18 protein-coding genes are annotated in these 22,980 nt (G+C 73.5%); 14 read left to right on the top strand and 4 right to left on the bottom strand.

Translation table 11 applies throughout. The annotated features are described in order from the left end of the window. Position 1 precedes the first annotated feature (1 nt). Positions 2-1,906 (top strand): alpha-amylase family glycosyl hydrolase, encoded by a 1,905-nt coding sequence (locus tag H5V45_RS07755; RefSeq protein ID WP_185252399.1) that lies wholly within the window; start codon positions 2-4, stop codon positions 1,904-1,906. Here H5V45_RS07755 and H5V45_RS07750 read toward each other — a convergent pair. Continuing rightward, entirely contained in the window at positions 1,903-3,504 is a 1,602-nt protein-coding gene (locus H5V45_RS07750) for a DUF1254 domain-containing protein (RefSeq protein WP_185252398.1), read from the bottom strand. The two genes, H5V45_RS07755 and H5V45_RS07750, sit on opposite strands and share 4 nt — an antisense overlap. A 125-nt stretch (positions 3,505-3,629) precedes the next feature. On the opposite strand from H5V45_RS07750, the gene H5V45_RS07745 reads away from it, so the two are divergent. The 3 genes from H5V45_RS07745 (at position 3,630) to H5V45_RS07735 (ending at position 8,962) form a co-directional block, all read left to right on the top strand. Beyond that, on the top strand, positions 3,630-5,726 hold the full coding sequence (locus H5V45_RS07745; RefSeq protein WP_185252397.1) for an alpha/beta hydrolase family protein: 2,097 nt from the start codon (positions 3,630-3,632) through the stop codon (positions 5,724-5,726). 317 nt (positions 5,727-6,043) lie between these two features. After that, positions 6,044-8,194 carry an SNF2-related protein gene (locus H5V45_RS07740; protein WP_185252396.1) on the top strand — a complete coding sequence of 717 codons (2,151 nt, stop codon included), beginning with the start codon at positions 6,044-6,046 and terminating at the stop codon, positions 8,192-8,194. Positions 8,195-8,236: 42 nt separating this feature from the next. Continuing rightward, the gene (locus tag H5V45_RS07735) at positions 8,237-8,962 is read left to right on the top strand and encodes a ZIP family metal transporter (protein WP_185252395.1); all 726 of its coding nucleotides are present in this window, start codon (positions 8,237-8,239) and stop codon (positions 8,960-8,962) included. Positions 8,963-8,972: 10 nt separating this feature from the next. Here H5V45_RS07735 and H5V45_RS07730 read toward each other — a convergent pair whose 3' ends face one another. After that, on the bottom strand, positions 8,973-9,377 hold the full coding sequence (locus tag H5V45_RS07730; RefSeq protein ID WP_185252394.1) for a TIGR03618 family F420-dependent PPOX class oxidoreductase: 405 nt from the start codon (positions 9,375-9,377) through the stop codon (positions 8,973-8,975). Between the two features lie 35 nt (positions 9,378-9,412). On the opposite strand from H5V45_RS07730, the gene H5V45_RS07725 reads away from it, so the two are divergent. Both H5V45_RS07725 and H5V45_RS07720 read left to right on the top strand, forming a co-directional pair. Next, positions 9,413-10,375 (top strand): SDR family NAD(P)-dependent oxidoreductase, encoded by a 963-nt coding sequence (locus H5V45_RS07725; protein ID WP_185252393.1) that lies wholly within the window; start codon positions 9,413-9,415, stop codon positions 10,373-10,375. A gap of 147 nt (positions 10,376-10,522) precedes the next feature. Continuing rightward, on the top strand, positions 10,523-11,830 hold the full coding sequence (locus H5V45_RS07720) for an exonuclease/endonuclease/phosphatase family protein (protein WP_185252392.1): 1,308 nt from the start codon (positions 10,523-10,525) through the stop codon (positions 11,828-11,830). Between the two features lie 32 nt (positions 11,831-11,862). Here the strand turns inward: H5V45_RS07720 and H5V45_RS07715 are convergent, their stop codons facing one another. Next, positions 11,863-13,545, bottom strand: coding sequence for a dolichyl-phosphate-mannose--protein mannosyltransferase (locus H5V45_RS07715; protein WP_343061470.1), 1,683 nt, complete (start codon positions 13,543-13,545; stop codon positions 11,863-11,865). A gap of 142 nt (positions 13,546-13,687) precedes the next feature. On the opposite strand from H5V45_RS07715, the gene H5V45_RS07710 reads away from it, so the two are divergent. From H5V45_RS07710 to H5V45_RS07675, 8 genes are all read left to right on the top strand, one after another. After that, complete coding sequence (locus H5V45_RS07710; RefSeq protein ID WP_185252390.1) at positions 13,688-14,641, top strand: endonuclease/exonuclease/phosphatase family protein; 954 nt, start codon at positions 13,688-13,690, stop codon at positions 14,639-14,641. Positions 14,642-14,665: 24 nt separating this feature from the next. Next, positions 14,666-15,505 carry a 16S rRNA (cytidine(1402)-2'-O)-methyltransferase gene (gene rsmI / locus H5V45_RS07705; protein WP_185252389.1) on the top strand — a complete coding sequence of 280 codons (840 nt, stop codon included), beginning with the start codon at positions 14,666-14,668 and terminating at the stop codon, positions 15,503-15,505. Then, positions 15,502-16,341 carry an alpha/beta fold hydrolase gene (locus tag H5V45_RS07700; RefSeq protein ID WP_185252388.1) on the top strand — a complete coding sequence of 280 codons (840 nt, stop codon included), beginning with the start codon at positions 15,502-15,504 and terminating at the stop codon, positions 16,339-16,341. The genes rsmI and H5V45_RS07700 overlap by 4 nt, the downstream gene beginning before the upstream one ends. Then, positions 16,338-17,240: a TatD family hydrolase gene (locus tag H5V45_RS07695; protein ID WP_185252387.1), complete on the top strand. Its 903-nt coding sequence runs from the start codon at positions 16,338-16,340 to the stop codon at positions 17,238-17,240. Before H5V45_RS07700 ends, H5V45_RS07695 begins: the two co-directional genes overlap by 4 nt. Before the next feature lie 307 nt (positions 17,241-17,547). After that, positions 17,548-18,666 (top strand): resuscitation-promoting factor, encoded by a 1,119-nt coding sequence (locus H5V45_RS22300; protein WP_281385821.1) that lies wholly within the window; start codon positions 17,548-17,550, stop codon positions 18,664-18,666. Positions 18,667-18,708: 42 nt separating this feature from the next. Further along, a complete protein-coding gene (gene rsmA / locus H5V45_RS07685) occupies positions 18,709-19,572 on the top strand; it encodes a 16S rRNA (adenine(1518)-N(6)/adenine(1519)-N(6))-dimethyltransferase RsmA (protein WP_185252386.1) in 864 nt (287 codons plus the stop codon). Further along, positions 19,569-20,501 (top strand): 4-(cytidine 5'-diphospho)-2-C-methyl-D-erythritol kinase, encoded by a 933-nt coding sequence (locus H5V45_RS07680; protein ID WP_343061469.1) that lies wholly within the window; start codon positions 19,569-19,571, stop codon positions 20,499-20,501. Before rsmA ends, H5V45_RS07680 begins: the two co-directional genes overlap by 4 nt. 1 nt (position 20,502) lies before the next feature. After that, complete coding sequence (locus H5V45_RS07675; RefSeq protein ID WP_185252385.1) at positions 20,503-22,326, top strand: ABC-F family ATP-binding cassette domain-containing protein; 1,824 nt, start codon at positions 20,503-20,505, stop codon at positions 22,324-22,326. A 114-nt stretch (positions 22,327-22,440) separates the two neighbouring features. On the opposite strand, the gene H5V45_RS07670 is transcribed toward H5V45_RS07675, so the two are convergent. Next, the gene (locus H5V45_RS07670) at positions 22,441-22,926 is read right to left on the bottom strand and encodes a MarR family winged helix-turn-helix transcriptional regulator (protein WP_185252384.1); all 486 of its coding nucleotides are present in this window, start codon (positions 22,924-22,926) and stop codon (positions 22,441-22,443) included. Positions 22,927-22,980 lie beyond the last annotated feature (54 nt).

The following is a 22,980-nucleotide window of genomic DNA, read 5'->3' as shown; positions in this document are numbered from 1 at the left end:
GATGACGTACGACGTCGACCCGCTCGCCCCGCACCACGACGGCTCGCCGGCCTACGTCGGCGCGTCGGCGCCGGCGCTGGGGGAGCGGGTCGAGCTGCGGGTCCGGGTGCCGCACCGGCCCGACGGCACCCCCGGTGCCCGGGCCGTGGTGCTCCGGGCGGTGCGCGACGGGGAGCCGGCGATCACGCCGGCCGAGCAGGCGGCCGGTGACGACGCGGGTGCCTGGTGGTCGGTGACGCTCGCGCTGGTGAACCCCGTGACGTCGTACCGCTTCCTGGTCTCGAACGGCCCGGCCGACTACCGCTGGCTGACCGCGACCGGGGTGCACGCCCGCGACGTCACGGACGCCGGGGACTTCCTGATCAGCACCGAGCACCGGGTGCCCTGCTGGGTCGCGGACCAGGTGGCCTACCAGGTGTTCCCGGACCGCTTCGAGCGCACCGAGACCGGCGCCCCGGTGCCGGAGTGGGCGCGGCCGGTGGCCTGGGACGACGCCGTCGTGCACCGTGGGCCCGAGGTCCCCTTCCAGTGGTACGGCGGCACGCTCGACGGCGTCGCGGCGCGGATCGACCACCTCGAGCGCCTCGGCGCGACGCTGCTCTACCTCACCCCGGTCTTCGAGGCCGGCTCCACGCACCGCTACGACGCGGTGTCCTTCGAGCGCGTCGACCCCCTGCTCGGCGGCGACGCGGCGCTCGAGCGGCTGGCGGACACGCTCCACGAGCGCGGTCTGCGGCTGGTCGGCGACCTCACGACGAACCACACCGGCGACCGCCACGACTGGTTCCGCACCGCGGCCGCGGACCCGGCCTCGGTCGAGCGCGCCTTCTACCGCTTCGAGCCGGACGGCTCCTACGCGTCCTGGCTCGGGATCGCGTCGCTGCCGAAGCTCGACCACGCCTCCGCCGAGCTCGCCCGGCGCCTGTACGACGGCCCCGACTCCGTCGTCGCCCGGTGGCTGCGCCGGGGGCTGGACGGGTGGCGCGTCGACGTCGCGAACATGACCGGCCGGCTCGGCGCCGAGGACCGTGCGCACGCGGTCGCCGCGACGACCCGCCGGACGATGGCCGCGGAGTCGCCCGACGCCTGGCTGCTCGCCGAGCACGGCCACGACGCCACCGGCGACCTCCGGGGCGCCGGTTGGCACGGGACCATGGACTACGCCGGCTTCACCCGTCCGCTGTGGTGCTGGCTCAACGGCGGGTCACCCGACGGGCCGGGCCTGCCCCACGGGCTCGACTACCTCGGGCTGCCCGTCGACATTCCCGTGCTGCCTGCCGAGCGGGCGGTCGCGACGATGCGCGAGGTGCACGGGGCGATCCCGTTCACCGTCTGGCAGAGCGGCACCAACCACCTGGACTCCCACGACACCCCCCGCTTCCGCACCGTGACCGGCGGCGGGACCAGCGGCGGCACCGACCTCGTCGGGGCGGGGCGTCCCGGCCATCTCGTGGGCCTGGCCCTGCAGATGACGATGCCCGGCGTGCCGGTCGTGTTCATGGGCGACGAGATCGGGCTGACGGCGGTCGACGGCGAGCACGCGCGGACGCCGTACCCCTGGCACGACGAGCAGTCGTGGGACGCACCCACGCTGGCGGCCTACCGGGAGTGGATCGAGCTGCGGCACCGCCACGTCGCCCTGCGGCGGGGCGGGCTGCGGTGGCTGCACGCCCACGGCGACGCGATGACCTTCCTGCGCGAGCACCCGGACCAGACACTCCTCGTGCACGCCACCCGGGCCGCCGGGCCCGAGGTCCGGCTGCCCCTGGCCGCGCTCGGTCCCGACCCGGTGGTGACGACCCTCGTCGGGCCGCCGGCGCGGGTCGTGGCCGACGAGCTCGTGCTGCCCGGCGAGGGGCCCGCGGCCTCGGTCCACCTCGTGAGCAGTGGTGGGCCCGGGTCCTAGCCCCGGCGCTCCAGCCCGGCGATGCGCCACCCGCCGTCGAGCACCCGGTCGCGCGGCAGGTAGAGCCGCAGGATCACGTGGAACGCCCCGGCCGGTGCGGGGAGCCAGTTGGCGGCCCGCTTCGCCCCGTGCGGCTTGCGGTGCTGCAGGTAGATCGTCAGCGAGCCGTCCGGGTTGAGGCGCAGCCCGCGGGTGCGGTCGCCCACGGCGTACCGGTCGATCTCGTTGGCGTGCAGGAAGTTGTCGCGCTGGTACATCGTGAGCGACCAGAACGCCTTGACCGGCGGGAGCTGGCCCTTCGGGAAAGTGATGGCGTAGCGGTGCCGGCCGGTGAGCGGTCGCCCGCGGGAGTCGTCGTAGCTCGTGGGGTAGGTCGCGATGTGCGGGACGTTCGCGCCGAGCAGGTTGGTGGCGATCAGCCCGCGACCGAGGTACTTCCGGGCGAAGTCGCCGATCCACGGCGCCGTCATCACGCTCCAGCCCGCGTTGCCGCGCGAGTTGACCGCGTTGAAGGTCGTGGAGGCGTGGTCGATGAGCCGGACCGCGGCCCTCGTGCCGGCCGCGACCGCGTCGTTCTGCGGGGTCGACTCCGACGAGCCCTGCGGGTTGCCGGCCTGGTTGGCCGAGTCGGCGGCCAGCACCGCGGCCTGCGAGCGGTCCGGCTGCTCGACCCCGGCCGGTGCGAGCGCCTTCAGGACGCAGTCCTGCCGCGCGGGTGGGGGGTCGATCGTGAGCTCCTGGTTGAGCGTCGCGACGAAGTCGGTGCCGGTCGGGGTGACCGGCTTGGGGCCGAACGAGGGCTGCTGGTCGAGGACGATCGACTCGCCACGGCCGCCGGCCTCCCACTCCGCCAGCGGCGTCGTGCGGTAGCCCTGCAGGATCGGCTTGACCTCCTCGGTCTGGTCCGGCCCGTCGACCAGGGTCCGGCCGAGCAGCCAGATCGTGTTGGTCGGGCTGTGCAGGACCGGCAGACCGGCCGGCAGGTCGCCCTCGTAGCCGGGCGGGACGAGCACGTAGGAGCCGGCCTTCGTGCCGGTCGACCCGGAGCCGAGGTAGGCGAAGGAGTTCGTGAAGGCGTCCATGAACTGGAAGGTGTAGAACCGGCCGTGGGTGTCCGGCACTTCGATGACCAGCGGGCCCTGGGTCAGGCTGAGCCAGCCGACGGAGTACGCCGTGTCGACGTTCGGGGACACCACGGCACGGGTGTCGGGGTCGGCGAGCGCGGCGACGCTGACGATCGTGTTGCGGAAGCGGAACTTCCGCACCGTGTCGTGCAGGTTCACCAGCGGCAGGCCGTAGACGTACGCCGCCTCGGCGGCCGCGAACGTCGTCGCCGCCCGGCGTCGCTCGGCCGGCGTCGCGCCGTCGAGGCGGTCGGCGTAGGCCTGGGCGTCGCGCTCGACGCGGGCCTCGTAGCCGCGGAGCCCGCGCGCGGACGCGCCGTAGACGCAGTCGGGCAGCAGGTCGGCGCGGACCCGTTCGGTCGAGGACGCGGTGGCTGCGGGGGTGGGGGCTGGGGAACCGGTCGCGACCGGGCCGGCCACGAGTGCGGCCAGCACCAGGCCGGCGGTGACCAGCGCGGGTCGTCGGGAGCTCATGTCCCGTCAACGCACACAAGTCCGATCGGGTTACTGCTCTTCGGTCCGGAGTGACCTCGGCCACACGGCGTCGTTGCACCTGTCGAGGCCCGCGGACGCGCGGACCCACCGACGAGAGGTCACCGATGCTCCTCCGACGCCTGGCCACCGGCGCCACGCTCCTCGCCACGACCGTCGCGCTGGGGGCGGTCCCGGCGCCGAGACCCGCCTCCGCGGCGACCCCGACCGGGTCGACGGCGCACCGGGCCCCGGCCGCCTCGCCCGCCGCCCGGGCGGGGGTGGCCGCCGGTCGCGTGCAGCCGTGCGGCGGCACCTCGTGGGTGGCGGGCAGCACGAACGTCTGCCGCGGCTCGCTGGTCTACCGCGACTACGTCTACGACGACGAGGGCGCGGACGACGGCGGCGTCGGCTACGACACCTCCAACACGGCCAACGCGTTCGGCACCCTCGCGGCGCCGGCCGGCGACCAGCGCTACCCCGCGGACGACACGAACAGCGCCGACCTGGTCGACCTCCGCCTGACCCGGGTCGGCCGCCACGTGCGGGTGGTGGCGGAGCTGGGCGCACTGCGCCGCCCGGACTCGACGGTGCTCGCGCTCGCGATCGACACCGACGGCTCCGCGAGCACGGGCGGGGGCGCCTGGCCGGGCCTCGGGGTCAGCAGCACCGGCTGGGACCGGATCCACCGCTTCACCCACGGCGACCCGCGGACCAACACGATCCGGGGCCGCTTCCCCCTGCCGCGCGCCGCGCGCTGGCGGGTCCAGGCGGTGACCGCGCAGGCCGCGACCGGCACGGTCATGAACGTCGCGTTCCGCGGCGTGGACGAGCGGGCGGCGTACAAGGCGAGCGGCGACAACCCGTCGGAGTACCCCTACCCCGGCCAGGGTGCGTGGTTCGAGGACCGTCAGGCCGCCGCCCTGCAGGCCGGGGACATCTCGGAGTTCGGCCACACCGTCCGCACGCGTGACCTGCGCCCCGGCGTGACCCGCCTGCAGCGGGTCGGACCCGGGCTGCACGAGCGCGTCTACACCTCCCGCCACACGCTGGGGGAGGGCATGTCGTACGCCGGGATCCCCGGCAGGGGTGACGGCGGCACGGCGGCCGGCTTCTTCGCGCAGGAGTTCAACTTCCTCGGCCGCTACCAGCCCTACGGCATCTACCTGCCCCGCGCCCGCGGCCCCCACGGCCTGCAGATGGAGTGGCACGGCAGCAACCAGGGCATCGTCGCGCAGATCAACCAGCCGGGGATGCAGCAGCAGTTCGGCGAGGACCTGAACCGGGTGCTCGTCGTGCCCGAGGCCCGCGGACCCAACGGCTACGGGTCGGGGATCTCCGAGCGAGACCTGCTCGACGTGATGAAGGACGTCCGGGCGCACTACCCGATCGACCGCCGCCGGGTGTTCTCCAGCGGCTACAGCCAGGGCGGCTACATCGGCTTCCGGATGGCGATGCTCTTCCCGGACCGGTTCGCCGGGTTCACCACGTGGGTCGGGTTCACGGGCGACGACACCAACGGCACGCCCGCGCAGGGCCCCGGCTCGGTGACGGCCGGCGCCGTCGGCAACATGATCACCTACGTCCGCAACCTGCGGCACGTGCCCGGCTCGATGATCTACGCCGGCGCCGACGAGCTCGTCCAGGTCCCGAGCGCACGGGCCATGCAGGAGGCCTTCGCGGCGACCGACGACGTCTACACGTGGTACCTCCACCCCACGGCCGAGCACCTCACCTTCGCGGTCGCGGACGAGTGGGCCAAGGAGGCGGCGTACAGCCGGGACCAGCGGCTCGTACGCCGTCCGGCGCGGGTGACCTTCCGGACCGCCCGGCTGCTCGACGCGCCGCGCTACGGCATCCGGCACGACCACGCCTACTGGGTCCACCGTCTGCGGGGCCGGACCCCGAAGCTCCTGGACGTCGACCTGACCTCCCACGGCTGCGGCGTGACGGCGCCGGTGCTGGAGACCACCAACGGCCAGGGTGCGGAGCCGGTGCCGTGGGTCTCGGTCGTCCAGGACGCGGTCCGCAGCACCGAGCGACCTCGCCGGCAGCTGCTGACGGGCACGCTCCGCAACGTCCGCAGCCTGCGGGTCGACGCCCGGGCGGCCTGCCTGCGACCGGGGGCGGCGTACCGCCTCCGCAGCGACGGCCCCGCCGTCCTCCGGGTCCCCGGGCTGGGCACGGTGCGGCTCCACCAGGGCCGCAACGCCGGCCGGCTCTGAGGGACCTCCCCACGGGGTGGCGCGCCGTGCGTACGCCGCCACCCCACGCGTCCACGCGGCGGGCTACCATGGGGACGACACCGGTCCTCGAGGCCGGTGACGCGGCCGCCGCCCGGTGGCCGCAGGTTCCACACCGAGCACGGACCGTCCAGGTCCGCGGCGTCGATCTCCCGCAGATCGGTGGGGCCGCGTCGCGTCGTGGCAGGGCTCGGGAGCACCCGGGCTCCCGCCGGCCGAGGTGCCGCCGTCCCCGTCCCGCCCGCCCGGTGGCGTCCTGACGCTGCGGCGCCCGCCCGCAGCACCCGGAGGAGAAGTCTGTGGCTCGACGAGGCCAGCGTCAGCAGGGTGGCCAGCAGGGCGGTGCGCGCACCGCGCCGCGCTCCAACCGTCGGCGCGCCCGCGACCTCGACAACGAGGGCATCATCCCGGTGCTCGCCCGCGCCGTGCGCGAGGTCGAGGCCGGCGCCCAGCGCGGCCCCGTCGCCCCGTCGCAGCGCACGAAGTTCCAGGTCGTCGCCCTCCTCGTCCGCGAGGAGCGCTCGCGCCTCAAGGCCGACACCGAGGTGACCGAGTCCCAGCGCGGCGAGCAGCTCAAGCGCCTCGACGGGATCGCCACGATCCTGGCCAAGACCGCCGCCCGCGACACCTCCCTGCTGCAGCTCCTCGCCGAGGACTCCGAGGTCAGCGACTCCGCCCGCGCCCTCAAGCGCCAGATGCTGGCCGCGGCCGGCGCCGAGCCCGAGGTCGAGGAGGTCGCCGCGGCCCCCGAGCCCGGCACCGTGACCACCGAGCGCCGCGTCGTCCCGCAGTCCGTCATCTCCCGCCAGCTCGCCAACCCGTTCCTCGTCCCCGACTTCTCCGCGGCCCCCGCCCGCCCGTCCGGCGCCCGCCGGCTGGCGACGTGGGAGCTGCTCGGCCCGCTCTTCCGCTCCTTCGAGTACGGCGGGGCCTCCTCGTGCATGCAGCTCCCGGAGCCGACCGAGGTGCGGGTGCCCGAGGGTCTCGAGCTGATGCGCCACCAGGCCCAGGTCGTCGCCGCGGCCGCGGCCGGCCACCGCTCCTTCCTGCTCGCCGACGAGCCCGGGCTCGGCAAGACCGCGCAGGCGCTGCTCGCCGCGCAGGCGGCCGACGCCTACCCGCTGCTCGTCGTCGTCCCGAACGTCGTCAAGACCAACTGGGCCCGCGAGGCCGAGCTGTGGACCCCGCAGCACAAGCCCACCGTCATCCACGGCGACGGCCACACGATCGACGGCTTCGCCGACATCGTGATCGTCAACTACGAGGTCCTGGACCGCCACGTCGGCTGGCTCGGCGACTTCGGCTTCCGCGGGATGGTCGTCGACGAGGCGCACTTCATCAAGAACAAGACCTCCCAGCGCTCGCGGCACGCGCTCCAGCTCTCGGAGCGGATCCGCACCCGCACCGCCCGCCCGCTGCTGATGGCGCTGACCGGCACGCCGCTGATCAACGACATCGAGGACTTCCGCGCGATCTGGCAGTTCCTCGGCTGGATCGACGACAAGAAGCCGCTGGGTGCGCTGATGGAGGCGTTGGAGGAGACCGGCCTGACCCCGGCCGACTTCGGCTTCTACCCCGCGGCCCGCACGGCCGTCATCGAGCAGGGGATCGTCCGGCGCCGCAAGGTCGACGTCGCCGCCGACATCCCGGCGCGCCGGGTGGCGGACCTGCCCGTCGAGCTGGACGACGAGGCCGGTCGCTCGATCCGCGAGGCCGAGCGCGAGCTGGCCCGCCGGCTCGTGCACCGCTACGAGACCGCGCTCGCGACCCGCACCTCCGGCGCCACGGTCGAGGGCATCGACCACGAGCTCGTACGCCGGGTGGCGACGTGGGAGCGCGAGGACACGACGACCACGAAGTCCGACGAGAACGTGTTCAGCATGATGCGCCGGATCGGCCAGGCGAAGGCCGGCCTGGCGGCCGACTACACCGCCCAGCTCGCCCACAGCGTCGGCAAGGTCGTCTTCTTCGCCAAGCACGTGGACGTCATGGACGTCGCCGAGGAGACCTTCGCCAAGCGGGGGCTGCGCTACTCCTCGATCCGTGGCGACCAGACGCCCAAGCAGCGCGAGAAGAACATCGACGCGTTCGTCAACGACCCCGATGTCGCCGTCGTGGTCTGCTCGCTCAGCGCGGCCGGTGTCGGCCTCAACCTGCAGGTGGCCTCCAACCTGGTGCTCGCCGAGCTGTCCTGGACCGACGCCGAGCAGACCCAGGCGATCGACCGGATCCACCGGATCGGCCAGGACCAGCCCGTCACCGCCTGGCGGATCATCGCCGCGCAGACGATCGACACCCGGATCGCCGAGCTGATCGACGACAAGGCCGGGCTCGCCGCCCGGGCGCTCGACGGCTCCGACGAGGAGATCGGCTCGTCCGCCGACCTCCAGCTCGAGGCCCTGGTCACCCTGCTCACCGACGCCCTCACCGAGGCGGGCGTCGGGGTCTGACCCGCCGGCGCCACCGGCCGCGGGCATGGCAGCATCGTCCGCATGTGGGAGGCGTCGTTCTGGGGCTTCGTCGGCGGCTTCGCCCTGCTGATCGGTGCGGCCGCCGGGATCTGGTTGCCGACGAGCAAGCGCTTCGTCGGCCTCGTCATGGCGTTCGGCACCGGGGTGCTGTTCAGCGCGGTCGCCTTCGAGCTGACGGCCGAGGCCTACGACCGGTCCGGCGCCGACGCCGTGGTGATCGGGCTGCTCGCGGGCTCCGTCGTCTTCTTCGTCGGTGACGCGCTCATCGACCGGCGGGGCGGCCACCGACGCAAGAGCCCGAACGGCTCGCCCGCGGGGGCCGGGGCCGGCGCCCTGGTCCTCGGCGCCCTCCTCGACGGCATCCCGGAGTCGGCCGCCATCGGCGTGAGCCTCGTGGGCGGCGGCTCGGTCGGGGTGGCCGTGGTCGTCGCCGTCTTCCTGTCGAACATCCCCGAGTCGCTGTCGGCCTCCGCCGGCATGCGGTCCGACGGGCGCTCGGTCCGCTACGTCCTCGGACTGTGGGGTGGCGTCCTGGTCGCCTCGACGCTCGCGGCCGGGCTCGGGTTCGTGGTCCTCGGCGGGGCGCCGGCCGTGGTCGTCGCGGTCACCCAGGCGTTCGCCGCCGGCGCGATCCTCACGATGCTCGCCGACACGATGGTCCCCGAGGCCGTCGAGCACGCGGGAGCGCTCGTCGGTCTCGTCACGGCCCTCGGCTTCACCTGCGCGTTTCTGCTGTCCATGGCCTGAGCCGCGGGCCTCAGACCGTCCGGGAGGACAGGACCCGGTCGACCTCGATGCGGATCGCCACGCGGGCCGGGTTCTCCCGCGGGGTGCGGTAGCGGGCGGCGTACCTCTCGACCGCTCGCGCCACCGACTCCGCGTCGGTCACGACCACGCCGGTGCCCTCGATGGTCGACCAGCGCGCCCGGTCCACCTGGCACGCCGCGACCGGGCCCGGCGTCGCCAGCGTGCGCGCCTTGTACGACGTCCCGGAGGTGATCACCCAGGCGCAGCGCTCCTCGACGTCGAGCGTCACCCCGACGGGCACGACGTGGGGGCGCCCGTCGGCGCGCACCGTCGACAGGGTCGCCAGGTGCCGCTCGGTCCAGAAGGCCAGCAGGTCGTCGGGGAGGGTGTCCCATCCCGGGGTCCAGGTGCTCACCGCCCGATTGTGACCTGCCGACTACCGTCGGCCGCATGCTGCCCCTGCCCGTCGCCCGCGCCCTCGACACCACCCTCGACCGGCTGGTCGCGCCGGGCTACCTCCGCACCGGCCTCGCCGTCCGCCGCCACCTGCCCGGCTGGCCCGCCGATCCGGCCCCCGGCTCGCTGCAGGGCAAGGTCGTCGCCGTCACCGGCGCCACCTCCGGCCTGGGCCTCGCGACCGCCGAGGGCGTGCTCGCGCTCGGCGCCGGGCTGCGCATGGTGGTGCGCGACGTCGACAAGGCCGAGGGCCTCGCCCGCGACCTGCGCACGCGCTTCCCGAACGCCCCGGTCGACATCGACCGCTGCGACGTCGGCGACCTCGACGACGTACGCCGCTTCGCGCGTGAGCTCGAGGCCGAGCGGGTCGACGTGCTGGTGCACAACGCCGGCGCGATGCCGCCGCGGCGCACCGAGTCGCCGCAGGGCCACGAGCTGACGATGGCGCTGCACGTCCTCGGCCCGGTGCTGATGACCGAGCTGCTGCGTCCGCGACTGCTCGGCGGCCGGGTGCTGATGGTGACGTCCGGCGGGATGTACGGCCAGAAGCTCCGCGACGACGACCTCGAGTACCTCAAGGGCGACTACAAGCCCGCGACGGCGTACGCCCGCAGCAAGCGGGCCCAGGTCGAGCTGCTCCCGGTCCTCGAGCAGCGCTGGTCGCCCGAGGGCACCACGGTGCACGCCACCCACCCCGGGTGGGCGGACACCCCCGGCGTCGTCGACTCGCTGCCGACCTTCCACAAGGTCACCGGGCCGCTGCTGCGCGACGCCGTCGGCGGGGCCGACACCACGGTCTGGCTGGCCGCGACCGAGCCGGTGCCGCCCGGCGGCCGGCTCTGGCACGACCGCCGTGACCGGCCCACGCACCTGCTGCCGAGCACCCGCACCGGCAGCGCGGAGCGGGCGCGGACCTGGGCCTGGGTGGCCGACCAGCTCGACCTCGACGACGCCTGACGCTGCGGGACCACCGGACTAGGCCGGGCATAGTCCGTTCGGGTCAATCTCGGTGTCCGAACGGGTGGTGTGGTCGGTTACCGCGACGCGCGGACTAGACCGCTCCTATCGTGGTCGGGACCTGCCCCGGCTCCCTCGGAGATCCAGTTGCGCCTCATCACCCGCCCGCTCGTCGCCACCCTCCTCGCCACGCTCGCGTGCGGCGGCCTCGCCGTCGCCTCCGAGACGAGCGCGCAGGCCGCCCCGTCCCGGGCCGGTGCCGCCGCCGGCGCCGGCGCCAAGGACGACCCGGCCCCCGTCGAGCGCATCATCCGGATCGGGACCTACAACGTCCGTGCGGGCGTGAGCATCCCGGACTTCAACGCGGCCTCGGACGCCTTCAAGGCCGTCGCGCTGCCCGACATCGCCGGCTTCCAGGAGATCGGCCAGATCCCGAAGCGGACCCACCTCGCCAGCGACCGGAGCTGGGGCGTCTTCGCCGCCGAGGAGATGGAGCAGAACCCCGTCATCTGGCGGCGCGCCGACTTCGACCTCGTGCGCGGCAGCGGCTTCAAGCTCGCCGACGGCATGGTCATCGACGACGAGAAGGGCGTGACCCCCGAGGTCCGCAAGCCGTCGTACGCCACGGTCGTGCGGCTCGTCGACCGGGCCACCGGCCAGAAGCTGTCGGTCATCAACGTGCACCTGGTCCCCGGAGCGGTGAAGGCCGGTCACCCGACACCGGGCCGCCCGAAGCTCTTCAAGCTCTACACCAAGCAGGTGGCGGGCGCCGTGCGCGCCGTCAAGGCCGAGAGCGCCGTGAGCGACCGCGTCTTCATCTTCGGCGACTTCAACGTCGGCTACAAGGCCGACCTGCGCGAGCGCCGCAAGGCGCTGCCCTACCGCCAGTTCAAGGCGATCGGCTACACCTCGATGTGGCAGGGCAGCCCCTACCTGACCAAGAAGTACGGCACCCACCAGGACGCCCTGATCGACCAGGTCTACACGGTCGGTGGTGCCGCGAACACCGAGATCTTCCGGACCGTCAAGCAGTCCGACCACTTCCCGGCGGTCGCGACCTACACGCTCGGCACGCCCCCGGTGGGCTACACGCCGACCGTCGGGTCGGTCGCGTTCAAGGACCTCGCGCTCACCCACCACCAGCGGTGGGAGAACGGCGACCGGCCGCGGATGTACTTCACCCTCACGCAGAGCCTGCCGCTCGTCGGCAACACCAACGTGCAGGTGGTCCCGGGCGGCACGGCCGAGCTCGGCAAGGACTTCACCGTCGACGACAGCCAGCTGTGGGACAGCGACCTGACGACCAACGACGTCGTCGTCACGCTGACCATCGACAAGCGCAAGGAGAACCCGGAGGACGACGAGACGTTCCAGCTCCAGCTGGTCAACGCGCTCAACACGGTCCCGGTCGCGGGCCAGGACGTCGCCACCGGGACGATCCTGTCCAACAAGTAGGCCCCCGCCCCCCCCGGCCGCGCGGCCGGAGGTCAGATCCAGCGCTCGAACCAGATCCGGTCGAGCCACTCGGCGTGGGTCAGCAGGCCGTCGGTCCAGATCGGCCAGAACCACGCGAAGTTCACCAGCACCAGCACGAAGTAGGCGCCGGCGGCGATGACTCCGGCGGTACGCCGGGGGCTCGGTGCGCGGTCGCGGCCGATCAACGCGCCCATGGCGAGCGTGAGCGCGAGCACCACGAACGGCAGGGTGATGACCGCGTAGAAGCTGAAGATCGGCCGGTCGTCGTACTGCAGCCAGGGGAGCCAGGTCGACGCCGTGCCGACCACGGCGACGCCGTACCTCCAGTCGCGTGCGCCGACCCACATCACGGCGGCGAACAGCAGCGCCCCGACCCCCGCCCACCAGATGGCCGGGGTGCCGAGGAGCAGCACCTGGCGCAGGCAGTCGCTGTCGGCCGGTGCGTCGCAGCCGCGGGTGCCGGGCTGGATGTCGACGTCGGCGTCGACGCCGACGGGCCGGTTGAGGAGCAGCCAGCCGGACGGCTTCGAGGCGTAGACGTGCGTGCTGTCGTTGAGGAAGTGCGTGTGGAACATGTAGACGTCGCGGTGGTAGCTCGCGAGCGAGCGGAGCGACTGCGTGACCTCGCCGAAGCCGGACGCGTCCTTCTCGTCGCGGGTCGGCCAGTCCTGGCCGCCGGCGTAGTGGGTGTACTGCGTGGCGGAGAGGTGGGTCTCGTACTCCTGGGCGTGGATCAGCCAGCCGGTCCAGGTGGCGACGTACACCACGAACGCGACGACCACGAGGTGCAGGAACGCCGGCACGCCGTCGACCAGCGCGGACTTCAGCAGCGGCCAGCGCACCCCGAAGGAGCGGCGGGCGCCGGCGCTCCACAGCCAGGTCAGCACGCCGAAGGCGGCGAGCGGGTAGACCGCCTCCCACTTGGAGCCGCACGCCAGGCCCCAGCAGACGCCGCCGAGCAGCAGCCAGGGGCGGAACGCGAGCCGCCGCACGGGGCCCCAGGCGCGCGAGCCGGGCACCGGGGTCGGGGTCAGCCGCGCCATCCGGGCGCGGAACCAGTCGCGGTCGTTGACCATGCAGGCGATCCCGCAGAGCAGGAAGAACGCCACGAAGATGTCGAGCAGGGCCAGGCGGGACAGCACGAACTGCAGGCCGTCGAGGCTGAGCAGCAGGCCGGCCACGCAGCCCAGGGCGGTGGACCCGGTCATCCGGCGGGCGAGGCGGCACATCACCACGACCATGAGCGCGCCGACCACGGCGGAGGCGACCCGCCAGCCGAACGGGTCCATGCCGAAGGTCTTCTCGCCGAGCGCGATCAGCCACTTCCCGACCTCGGGGTGGACGATCATCGACGGACCGTCCTTCCAGACGCCGGTGACCGTGCCGTCGAGGATCTTGTCGTTGGCGTTGGTGGTGTAGTCCCGGACGTAGCCGAAGTTCGCCAGCGACCAGGCGTCCTTGGCGTAGTAGGTCTCGTCGAACTCGAAGGCGTGCGGCGTCCCGAGGTGCCACAGGCGCAGGAAGAGCGCGAGCAGGCCGATGCCGAAGGCGGCCGACCAGCTCACCACCGGGTCCTCGAGCCGCTGCAGCGCCCCGGCCGCGCGCGCGCGGGCGGACGGCACGGGACGGCCGTCGGTGGTGCGGGAGAGGCCGACCGTGGGCGCGTCCTGGTCCGGGGGCGCGGCGGTCGTCACGAGGGGAAACTGTACGTGCCGGGCCGGAGGGCGATCGCCGCATAACGCTGCGGCCGGGGGTGCGTCGTTCCTACACTCGGAGCACTCACCCGTGCGGGTGAGGTGCGGATCCTCGTGGACCGCCGCTGTCTCGGAGTGCCTCATGCCTGCTCGTCACCTGTCCCGCCCGGCCGCCCTGGCCCTGCTCGCGGCCGCCTTCCTCGGCGCCGGCGTCCCGTCCACCTCGGCCGCCGTGCCGACCGCGCCCGCATCGGCCCTGGTGTCGGCCCGGGGACCGGCCCTGGGAACGCCCGTGGTGACCGTCCCCGTGCGGATCGGCAGCTACAACATCCGCGCGGGCGAGCCGCTGGAGAACTTCGAGGCGGGCGTCGAGGAGTTCAAGACGCACATCGACGTCGGCGGCCTGCAGGAGACCAACCAGGGCACCAAGCGCGCCTACCTCGCGGACATGGTCGGCTGGGGCTCCTACGTCCCGCTCAAGCAGCAGAACCCGGTCATCTGGGACGAGTCGAAGTTCGTGTTCGTCTCCGGCCGCGGGGTCCTCATCGCGAAGGGCCGCGACATCGGCGACGAGATGCCCCGCAACGGCTCCTTCCGCGCCGACTCGATCGCCACCGTCGTGCACCTGCGCCACCTGGTGACCGGCCAGCCCGTCAGCATCATCAACCTCCACCTGCTCGCCGGCGCCACGAGCAACGGCGTCCCGCGCCTGGACCGCCCGAAGATGGTGTCGTTCTACAAGGACCAGGTCCGCAACGCGGCCCTGCTCGTCGACGAGGAGGCCGCGTCCGGCCAGGTGTTCGTGATGGGCGACTTCAACGTCGGGTACGCCGCCGACGCCCGCGAGCACCGCAAGGCGCTGCCCTACACGAAGCTCACGGGCCGCGGGCTGGTCGCCATGTGGCGCGACTGCGGCACCACCGGCAAGGGGACCCACGGGCCGCAGTACATCGACCAGATCTGGACGACCGGCCCGGCCACCTCGTGCGAGGTCGCCTACGACATCCGGCACTCCGACCACTACCCGATCGCGGCCGCCTACCCCTTCTCGCCGGTCACGGGGCTCCCGCCCGTCCCCGGCCCCGCACTGCCCTGAGCGGCACCCTGCGATGATCGGGGGGTGACCTCACCCGGCGTCCTCGTGCTGGCCGCGACCCCCATCGGTCGCGTGGCCGACGCACCACCGCGGCTCTCCGACGAGCTCGCGACGGCCGACGTCGTCGCGGCCGAGGACACCCGGCGCCTGCGCCGGCTGACCAACGACCTCGGCGTCACGGTGGCCGGCCGGGTCGTGTCCTACTTCGAGGGCAACGAGTCGGCCCGCACCCCGGTGCTGCTCGAGGCCCTGCTCGCGGGCGAGCGGGTCCTGCTCGTCACCGACGCGGGGATGCCCAGCGTGTCGGACCCCGGCTACCGGCTCGTCGCCGCGGCCGTCGAGGCCGGCGTCCTGGTCACCGCCGTGCCCGGCCCGTCCGCGGTCCTCACCGCGCTCGCCGTGTCCGGGCTGCCGGTCGACCGCTTCTGCTTCGAGGGCTTCCTGCCGCGCAAGGCGGGGGAGCGGGCGCGCCGCCTCGAGGGCCTGGCGCGCGAGGAGCGCACGATGGTCTTCTTCGAGGCCCCGCACCGCACCGAGGTGGCCCTGGCGGCGATGGCGACGGCCTTCGGCGACGACCGGGCCGCCGCGGTCTGCCGCGAGCTGACCAAGACCCACGAGGAGGTACGCCGGGGGCCGCTCGCCGAGCTGGTCGCGTGGGCGGCCGAGGGCATCCGCGGCGAGGTGACGATCGTGGTCACGGGGGCGGTCAACGCGCCGGAGGTGGCCGGGGACGAGGCCAGCCTGCGCGCCGCGGTGGCCGGGCTCGAGGCCGGGGGGAGCACCCGCAAGGACGCGATCGTCGAGGTGGCCCGGCTCGCCGGCGTGCCGAAGCGCGAGGTCTACAACCTGGTCCACGGCGCATGAGCGACCGGCTGACGTCGTACGACCGCGACGGCCTGCGCTTCGACGTGCGCGACGAGGGCCCGCTCGACGGGACCCCGGTCGTGCTGCTGCACGGCTTCCCCGAGCGCGCGACCAGCTGGCGGCTGGTGGCCCCGCTGCTGCACGAGGCCGGCTACCGCACCTACGCCCCCGACCAGCGCGGCTACTCGCCCTGTGCCCGACCGCGCCGCCGCCGCGACCACCGCAGCGCCGAGCTGCGCGCCGACGTCGAGGCGCTCGTGGCCCGGATCGGCTCGCCGGTGCACCTGGTCGGCCACGACTGGGGTGCCGCCGTCGCCTGGGACCTCGCCGCGCACCGCTCCGACCTCGTGCGGAGCCTCACGGCCGTCTCCGTGCCCCATCCGGGTGCCTTCGTGCGCGCGGCCGCGACGTCACGCCAGGGGCTGCACAGCTGGTACATGCTCTTCTTCCAGCTGCCCCGCGTCCCCGAGTGGTCCGCCCGGCGCCCCGGCGGCCGCTTCGACCGCAACCTGCGGCGGGCCGGGATGACTCACGACGAGGTCGACCGCTTCCGCACCGAGATCGTGCTGGACGGCGCCCTCCGCGGTGGGCTGTCGTGGTACCGCGCGCTCCCGTTCGCCGACCGCTCCGGGCTGGGGGCGAGGGTCGCCGTGCCGACGACGTTCGTCTGGAGCGACGGCGACACCGCGATCGCGCGCCGCGGCGTCGACCTCACCGCCGCCCGCGTGTCCGGCGACTACCGCCTCGTCGTGCTCGAGGGCGTCAGCCACTGGATCCCCACCCAGGCACCGGCGGCGCTCGCCGCCGCCGCGATCGAGAGGATGCGCTCCGCATGACGCAGGGACCCGGCGGCCCCACCCGGGCCCGTGCCGCCACCGAGGAGAGGTCCGGCAGCCGCCGCGACCGTGAGCGGCCCCCGGCGCCCGAGCCGCTGCCGCACCCGGTCGTGGACAACCACTGCCACCTCGACATCGCCGACGGCGACGACTGGTTCAGCACCGACGACGCCCTGGCCGCCGCGAGCGCCGTGGGCGTCCCGCGCATCGTGCAGATCGGCTGCGACCTGCCCGGCGCCCGCTGGGCGGTCGAGGCGGCGGCGACGTACGACGCCCTCGTCGCGGGGGTGGCGCTCCACCCCAACGAGGCGCCCCGGCAGGCGGCTGCCGGCACGCTCGACGAGGCGATGGCCGAGATCGAGGCGCTGGCACGCACCCACGACAAGGTCCGGGCGATCGGCGAGACCGGGCTCGATCACTTCCGCACCGGCGAGGACGGCCGGGCCGCCCAGGTGGAGTCGTTCCGCCGGCACATCGACCTGGCCAGGCGCCTCGACAAGACCCTGGTGATCCACGACCGGGACGCCCACGAGGAGGTGCTGCGCGTCCTCGACGAGGAGGGTGCGCCGGACCGGTGGGTGATGCACTGCTTCTCGGGCGACGCGGCCTTCGCGCGGCAGTGCCTGGACCGCGGGGCCCACCTCAGCTTCGCCGGGACGGTGACCTTCAAGAACGCCCAGCCCCTGCGCGACGCCCTGCTGGTCGTGCCGCGGGACCGGGTCCTGGTCGAGACCGACGCGCCGTTCCTGACGCCCACGCCGTACCGCGGCCGCCCCAACGCCTCCTACCTCGTCCCGCACACCGTGCGGGCGATGGCGGAGGTCCGCGGGGACGACCTGGAGGCGCTCTGCGCGGCCGTGGACGCCAACACCGAGGCGGCGTTCGGCGGCTCCTGGTAGCCGTGCGCGGCCCGTCCCGGAGGGTTCTTTGCCGTCGAGACGCCGCTCACGTCGGCCGTGAGCCGGGGCACGAAGAGTTGGCGAGGCCGTCGGTCATCGTTATCGTCTTGTGACTGATGGCCGGGATCGGGATCGATCTGACCAGTGCTGGTGCCGCCGCGGACCGTGGCGGCACCGATGTTGAACCCCCGTCGCACGTGCTCACCCACCGGTGGACACGCGCGGTCCATGCGCTGGCAACCCGAGGCCCGGGGAGTACGACGTTCGGAGAATCGTGCCCAGCAATGAGCACTCCACCCCCGCCCGCTTGACCCCCTCTCGACTGCTCCACAGCCGCCCCCTGCTGGTCGCCCTCGCGACCGTGGTGCTGCTGGCGATCGCCGGAACGACCTACGGGTACACCGCGATGAGCAAGTCCGTGAACCTCTCGCTCGACGGCAGGTCCCAGCAGGTGACCGCCATGGGCAGCACCGTCGGTGACATCCTCGACGCCGAGGGCATCACGGTCGGCGAGCACGACGTGGTCGCCCCGGGGCTCGACGAGCAGGTCACGGACGGCAGCAGCATCTCCGTCCAGTTCGGCCGCCCGCTCGAGCTCGACGTGGACGGCGACAAGCAGACCTACTGGGTCACCTCGACCAAGGTCGCCGACGCCCTCGGCGAGATCGGTCGCCGCTTCGCCGGCGCCGACCTCTCCACCAGCCGCGGCGGCACGATCGACCGTGAGGGCCTCCAGCTCTCGATCGTGACCCCCAAGAAGCTGACCTTCGCGCTGGCCGGCAAGAAGCCGGTGACCCGCAACGTCACCGCGCTCACCGTGTCCGACGCGCTGCAGGAGATGGGCGTCGAGCTCGACAAGCACGACGTCACCCGTCCGGCGCGCGGCGCCGAGGTCACCGACGGCGACAAGATCGTCTTCACCGACGTCCGGGTCGTCACCAAGAAGGTCAAGGGCGAGACGGTCGACTTCGGCACCGTCAACCAGGACGACGCCTCGATGCTCGAGGGCGACACCGAGGTCGTGCGCTCCGGCGCCACCGGCCTGCGCAACGTGACCTACCGCCTCGTCTTCCGCAACGGCGAGCTGAAGGTCCGCAAGGTCGTGTCCCAGGACGTCCTGCGTGCGCCGGTCGACGAGCTCGTCAAGGTCGGCACCAAGGCGGCTCCGGCCCCGACGTCGAACTACGTGCCCGGCGGCTCGGTCTGGGACGCCATCGCGGCGTGCGAGTCCGGCGGCAACTGGGCCGCGAACACCGGCAACGGCTACTACGGCGGCCTGCAGTTCAACCTCGGCACCTGGCGGGCCTACGGCGGCGTGAGCCGACCCGACCTGACCAGCCGCGAGTACCAGATCAGCATCGCGGAGAAGGTTCGTGCCGCCTCCGGCGGGTACGGCGCCTGGCCGCACTGCGGGGCCGGGCACTGACCGCTCCACCCGCTCCACGACGTGCCCCCTACGCTGGGCGTCATGTCTGACTCCTCCGCCGGTCCGAGGCTTCTCGGGCCGGCGGAGGTGCGTCAGCTCGCTGCCGGGCTCGACCTCCGCCCCACCAAGCAGCGCGGCCAGAACTTCGTGATCGACGCCAACACCGTGCGCCGCATCGTCCGCGAGGCCGGCGTGACGGCCGACGACGTCGTCATCGAGGTCGGCCCCGGGCTGGGGTCGCTCACGCTGGCGCTGCTCGAGGTCGCCGGCCGCGTGGTCGCCGTGGAGATCGACCCGAAGCTCGCGGGCCTGCTGCCCGACACCATCGCGTCGTACGCCCCCGAGCACGTCAACCGCTTCGAGGTCGTCCTCGGCGACGCGATGCGCATCGACGCCGTCCCCGGGCCCGCCCCGACGGCCCTGGTCGCGAACCTGCCCTACAACGTCTCGGTGCCCGTCCTGATCCACATGCTGACGCTGCTGCCCTCGCTCGAGCGCGGCCTCGTCATGGTCCAGGCCGAGGTCGCCGACCGGCTCGCCGCCGGCCCCGGGTCCAAGGTGTACGGCGTCCCGTCGGTCAAGGCCGCGTGGTTCGCCGACGTGCGCCGGGCCGGCTCGGTCGGCCGCAACGTCTTCTGGCCCGCACCGAACGTCGACTCGGGGCTGGTCGCCTGGACCCGCCGCGAGCCCCCCGCCACCACCGCCACCCGACAAGAGGTCTTCACCGTGATCGACGCCGCCTTCGCCCAGCGCCGCAAGGCCCTGCGGGGCGCCCTGCGCGAGCTGGCCGGCTCCTCCGAGGCGGCCACCGCCGCGCTCGAGCACGCGGGCGTCGACCCGATGACCCGCGGCGAGTCGCTCGAGGTCACCGACTTCGCGCGGATCGCCGAGGGGCTGGCCCGGTGACCGCGATCCAGCTGCCGCCGTCGTACGCCCTCACCGTGCGTGCGCCCGCCAAGATCAACCTGCACCTGGGTGTCGGTGCCCCGCGCCCGGACGGCTTCCACCCGCTGACGACCGTCTACCAGGCCGTCGGGCTGTACGACGACCTCACGGCCGCCGACTCCGACACCTGGCGCATCGAGCTCGACGCCGCGGACTACATCGAGCCCACCGACGTCCCCCTCGACGGCGACAACATCGTCGACCGCGCCGCCGACCTGCTCGCCGCCCACCACGGGCTGGCCCGCCTCGGCGACGTCCAGATCACCAAGGCGATCCCGGTGGCCGGTGGCCTCGCGGGCGGCTCCGCCGACGCCGCCGCGGCCCTGGTCGCGCTGGACCGGCTCTGGGCCGCCCAGACGACCGACGAGGACCTGCTCGGGCTCGCCGCCCAGCTCGGCAGCGACGTGCCGTTCGCCCTGCTCGGCGGCACCGCGCTCGGGACCGGGCGCGGCGAGCTGGTGGAGCCGGTCGCCGACCCGGGCACCTGGTGGTGGGTCGTCGTCCCGTCGGCGACCGGGCTGTCGACCCCGGAGGTCTACCGCCACTTCGACCGGCTGTTCCCGGACGCCCCGGCGGACCCGCCGCCCGCCGACGTGCTCCTCGCGGCCCTGGCCGCGCACGACCCGCTGCTGCTCGCGGCGGCGCTGCACAACGACCTGCAGGCGGCGGCGTTCGACCTGCGCCCCGACCTCGAGACGCTCATCGAGCGCGGCGAGTCCGAGGGCGCGCTGCGCGGGATGGTCACCGGCTCGGGCCCGACCTGCGTCTTCCTCTGCGAGTCACCCGACCACGCCCGCAGCGTCGCGGGCGCGCTCGACGACCCCGACCACCCGGTCATCCTGGTCACCAACGGCCCCGTCGCGGGCGCACACGTCGTGGAGTACGTCTGACATGGCCAACCTCCTGAACCTCGAGCGCGTCTCGAAGTCCTACGGCATCCGTCCGCTGCTCACCGACGTCTCCCTCGGCATCTCGGTGGGGGAGCGGATCGGCATCGTCGGGCGCAACGGCGACGGCAAGACCACCCTGCTCGAGGTGATGACCGGCCTGGAGGCCCCCGACACCGGTCGCGTCTCGCGCACCGGCGGCGTCGAGATCGGCTACCTCCACCAGGGCGACGAGCTCGTCGACACGCACTCGGTCCGCGAGGCGGTGCTCGGCGGGCGCGACGACCACGAGTGGGCGGCCGACTTCAAGATGCGCGAGGTCGTCGAGGTGCTCCTCGCCGGCGTCTCGCTGGACCGCCCGGTGCTCGGCCTCTCCGGCGGCGAGCGGCGCCGCTGCTCGCTGGCCGCGCTGCTGCTCGGCGACCACGACCTGATCGTGCTCGACGAGCCCACCAACCACCTCGACGTCGAGGCCGTGGCCTGGCTGGCCGAGCACCTGCGCAAGCGCCCGTCCGCGATGGTCGTCGTGACCCACGACCGCTGGTTCCTCGACGAGGTCTGCCAGTGGACGTGGGAGGTCCACGACGGGACCGTCGACGCCTACGAGGGCGGCTACGCGTCGTACGTGCTCGCGAAGGCGGAGCGCTCCCGCCAGGCCTCCGCCTCGGAGGCCCGCCGCCAGAACCTCGCCAAGAAGGAGCTCGCCTGGCTGCGGCGCGGCGCGCCGGCCCGGACGGCGAAGCCGAAGTTCCGCATCGAGGCCGCCAACGCGCTCATCGAGGACGTGCCCCCGCCGCGCGACCGGATGGAGCTTCAGAAGTTCGCGACCCAGCGGCTCGGCAAGGACGTCATCGACGTCGAGGACGTCGACCTGAAGCGTGGCGAGCGGTCGCTGCTCACGCACGCGACCTGGCGGCTCGGTCCCGGCGACCGCGTCGGACTGGTCGGGGTCAACGGCGCCGGCAAGACCTCCGTGCTCTCCCTGCTCGCCGGCGACCTCGCGCCGTCGGCCGGCAAGGTCAAGCACGGCCGCACGATCGCGATGAAGCACCTCACCCAGCAGCTCGACGACCTCGACCCCGACGGCCGCGTGCTGCCGATGGTCGAGTCGTTCCGCCGCGTGGTGAAGACCCGCGACGGCGAGATCACCGCGACCTCGATGCTGGAGCGCTTTGGCTTCACCGGCGACAAGCTGACCACCAGGATCGGCGAGCTCTCCGGTGGCGAGCGCCGCCGCTTCCAGCTGCTGCTGCTCCTGCTGACCGAGCCGAACGTGCTGCTCCTCGACGAGCCCACCAACGACCTCGACATCGACACCCTCAACGTCCTCGAGGACTTCCTCGACGGCTGGCCCGGCACTCTGGTCGTCGTCTCCCACGACCGGTACTTCCTCGAGCGCGTCACCGACTCCGTCTGGGCCCTGCTCGGCGACGGCCAGATCTCGATGCTGCCCCGCGGCGTCGACGAGTACCTCGAGCGCCGGCAGGCGGCGCTGCAGGCGCCGTCCCCTTCCTCCTCGTCTTCCGCGTCCTCCTCGTCCTCGGATGGGTCGGGGGGCTCGGGTGGGTCGGGCTCGGGCTCGTCGGGCGGGTCCTCGCGCCCCAAGCCCGGCAGCGCCGAGGAGCGCACCGCCCGCAAGAACGTCGCCCGCCTCGACAAGCGCCTGAAGAAGATCGCCGAGCTCGAGGCGTCCCTCAACGCCGACGTCCTCACCCACGCCCAGGACTACGAGAAGGTCGCCAGGATCAGCGCCGAGCTCTCCGCCCTCGCCGAGGAGAAGGAGACCCTCGAGCTCGAGTGGCTCGAGGCCGTGGAGCTGCTGGAGTAGGCCAGCTGCTTCATCACGGGATGCAGTCAGCGTGTTGCTTCCCACGGTGAACTCGCCGTGGGAAGCGCAACTTCACCTGCATCCCGTGATGAAGCAACCGCCACCGCACCGCCCTCACGCGAACGGCGTGAGCAGCGTCCGCAGCAGGGATGCGAGCTTCTTGTGCTCCTTGGTGGGGAGGTCGGCGAGCAGGGTCGACTCGGCCTCGAGCAGCGCCTCGAAGGCGCCGTCGACGGCGGTCTTGCCCTCGCGGGTCAGCCGGACGATCACGCCGCGGCGGTCGTCGGGGTCGGGGTAGCGCTCCACGAAGCCGCGCGCGGCCAGCCGGTCGACCCGGTTGGTCATCGTCCCCGAGGTCACCAGGGTCTCCTTGAGGAGGCGCCCGGGGGAGAGCTCGTACGGCGCGCCCGCGCGGCGCAGCGCGGCCAGCACGTCGAACTCCCACGACTCGATGCCGTGGGCGGAGAACGCCTCGCGGCGGGCCAGGTCGAGGTGGCGGGCGAGCCGGGAGATGCGGCTGAACACGGCCATCGCGGACAGGTCGAGGTCCGCGCGCTCGCGCGCCCACGCCTCGACCAGCTCGTCGACCTCGTCCCGCATGCGCGGCAGTCTACCCGGATCGGTCGAGAATCTTGACATCGAGACAAATCGGGG

The organism is Nocardioides luti (assembly GCF_014212315.1).
Taxonomy (GTDB): domain Bacteria; phylum Actinomycetota; class Actinomycetes; order Propionibacteriales; family Nocardioidaceae; genus Nocardioides; species Nocardioides luti.
The sequence above is the reverse complement of the archived record's forward strand: the minus strand, read 5'-3'. Positions and strand labels throughout refer to the sequence as shown.

Bases quoted from the DNA above. Each gene is read 5' to 3' on its own strand.
- H5V45_RS07735 (WP_185252395.1), top strand. From the start codon at position 8,237: ATGTGGGAGGCGTCGTTCTGGGGCTTCGTCGGCGGCTTCGCCCTGCTG.
- H5V45_RS07725 (WP_185252393.1), top strand. From the start codon at position 9,413: ATGCTGCCCCTGCCCGTCGCCCGCGCCCTCGACACCACCCTCGACCGG.
- H5V45_RS07670 (WP_185252384.1), bottom strand. From the start codon at position 22,926: ATGCGGGACGAGGTCGACGAGCTGGTCGAGGCGTGGGCGCGCGAGCGC.
- H5V45_RS07695 (WP_185252387.1), top strand. From the start codon at position 16,338: ATGACGCAGGGACCCGGCGGCCCCACCCGGGCCCGTGCCGCCACCGAG.
- rsmA (WP_185252386.1), top strand. From the start codon at position 18,709: ATGTCTGACTCCTCCGCCGGTCCGAGGCTTCTCGGGCCGGCGGAGGTG.
- H5V45_RS07750 (WP_185252398.1), bottom strand. From the start codon at position 3,504: ATGAGCTCCCGACGACCCGCGCTGGTCACCGCCGGCCTGGTGCTGGCC.
- H5V45_RS07755 (WP_185252399.1), top strand. From the start codon at position 2: ATGACGTACGACGTCGACCCGCTCGCCCCGCACCACGACGGCTCGCCG.
- H5V45_RS07700 (WP_185252388.1), top strand. From the start codon at position 15,502: ATGAGCGACCGGCTGACGTCGTACGACCGCGACGGCCTGCGCTTCGAC.
- H5V45_RS07710 (WP_185252390.1), top strand. From the start codon at position 13,688: ATGCCTGCTCGTCACCTGTCCCGCCCGGCCGCCCTGGCCCTGCTCGCG.
- H5V45_RS07675 (WP_185252385.1), top strand. From the start codon at position 20,503: ATGGCCAACCTCCTGAACCTCGAGCGCGTCTCGAAGTCCTACGGCATC.
- H5V45_RS07745 (WP_185252397.1), top strand. From the start codon at position 3,630: ATGCTCCTCCGACGCCTGGCCACCGGCGCCACGCTCCTCGCCACGACC.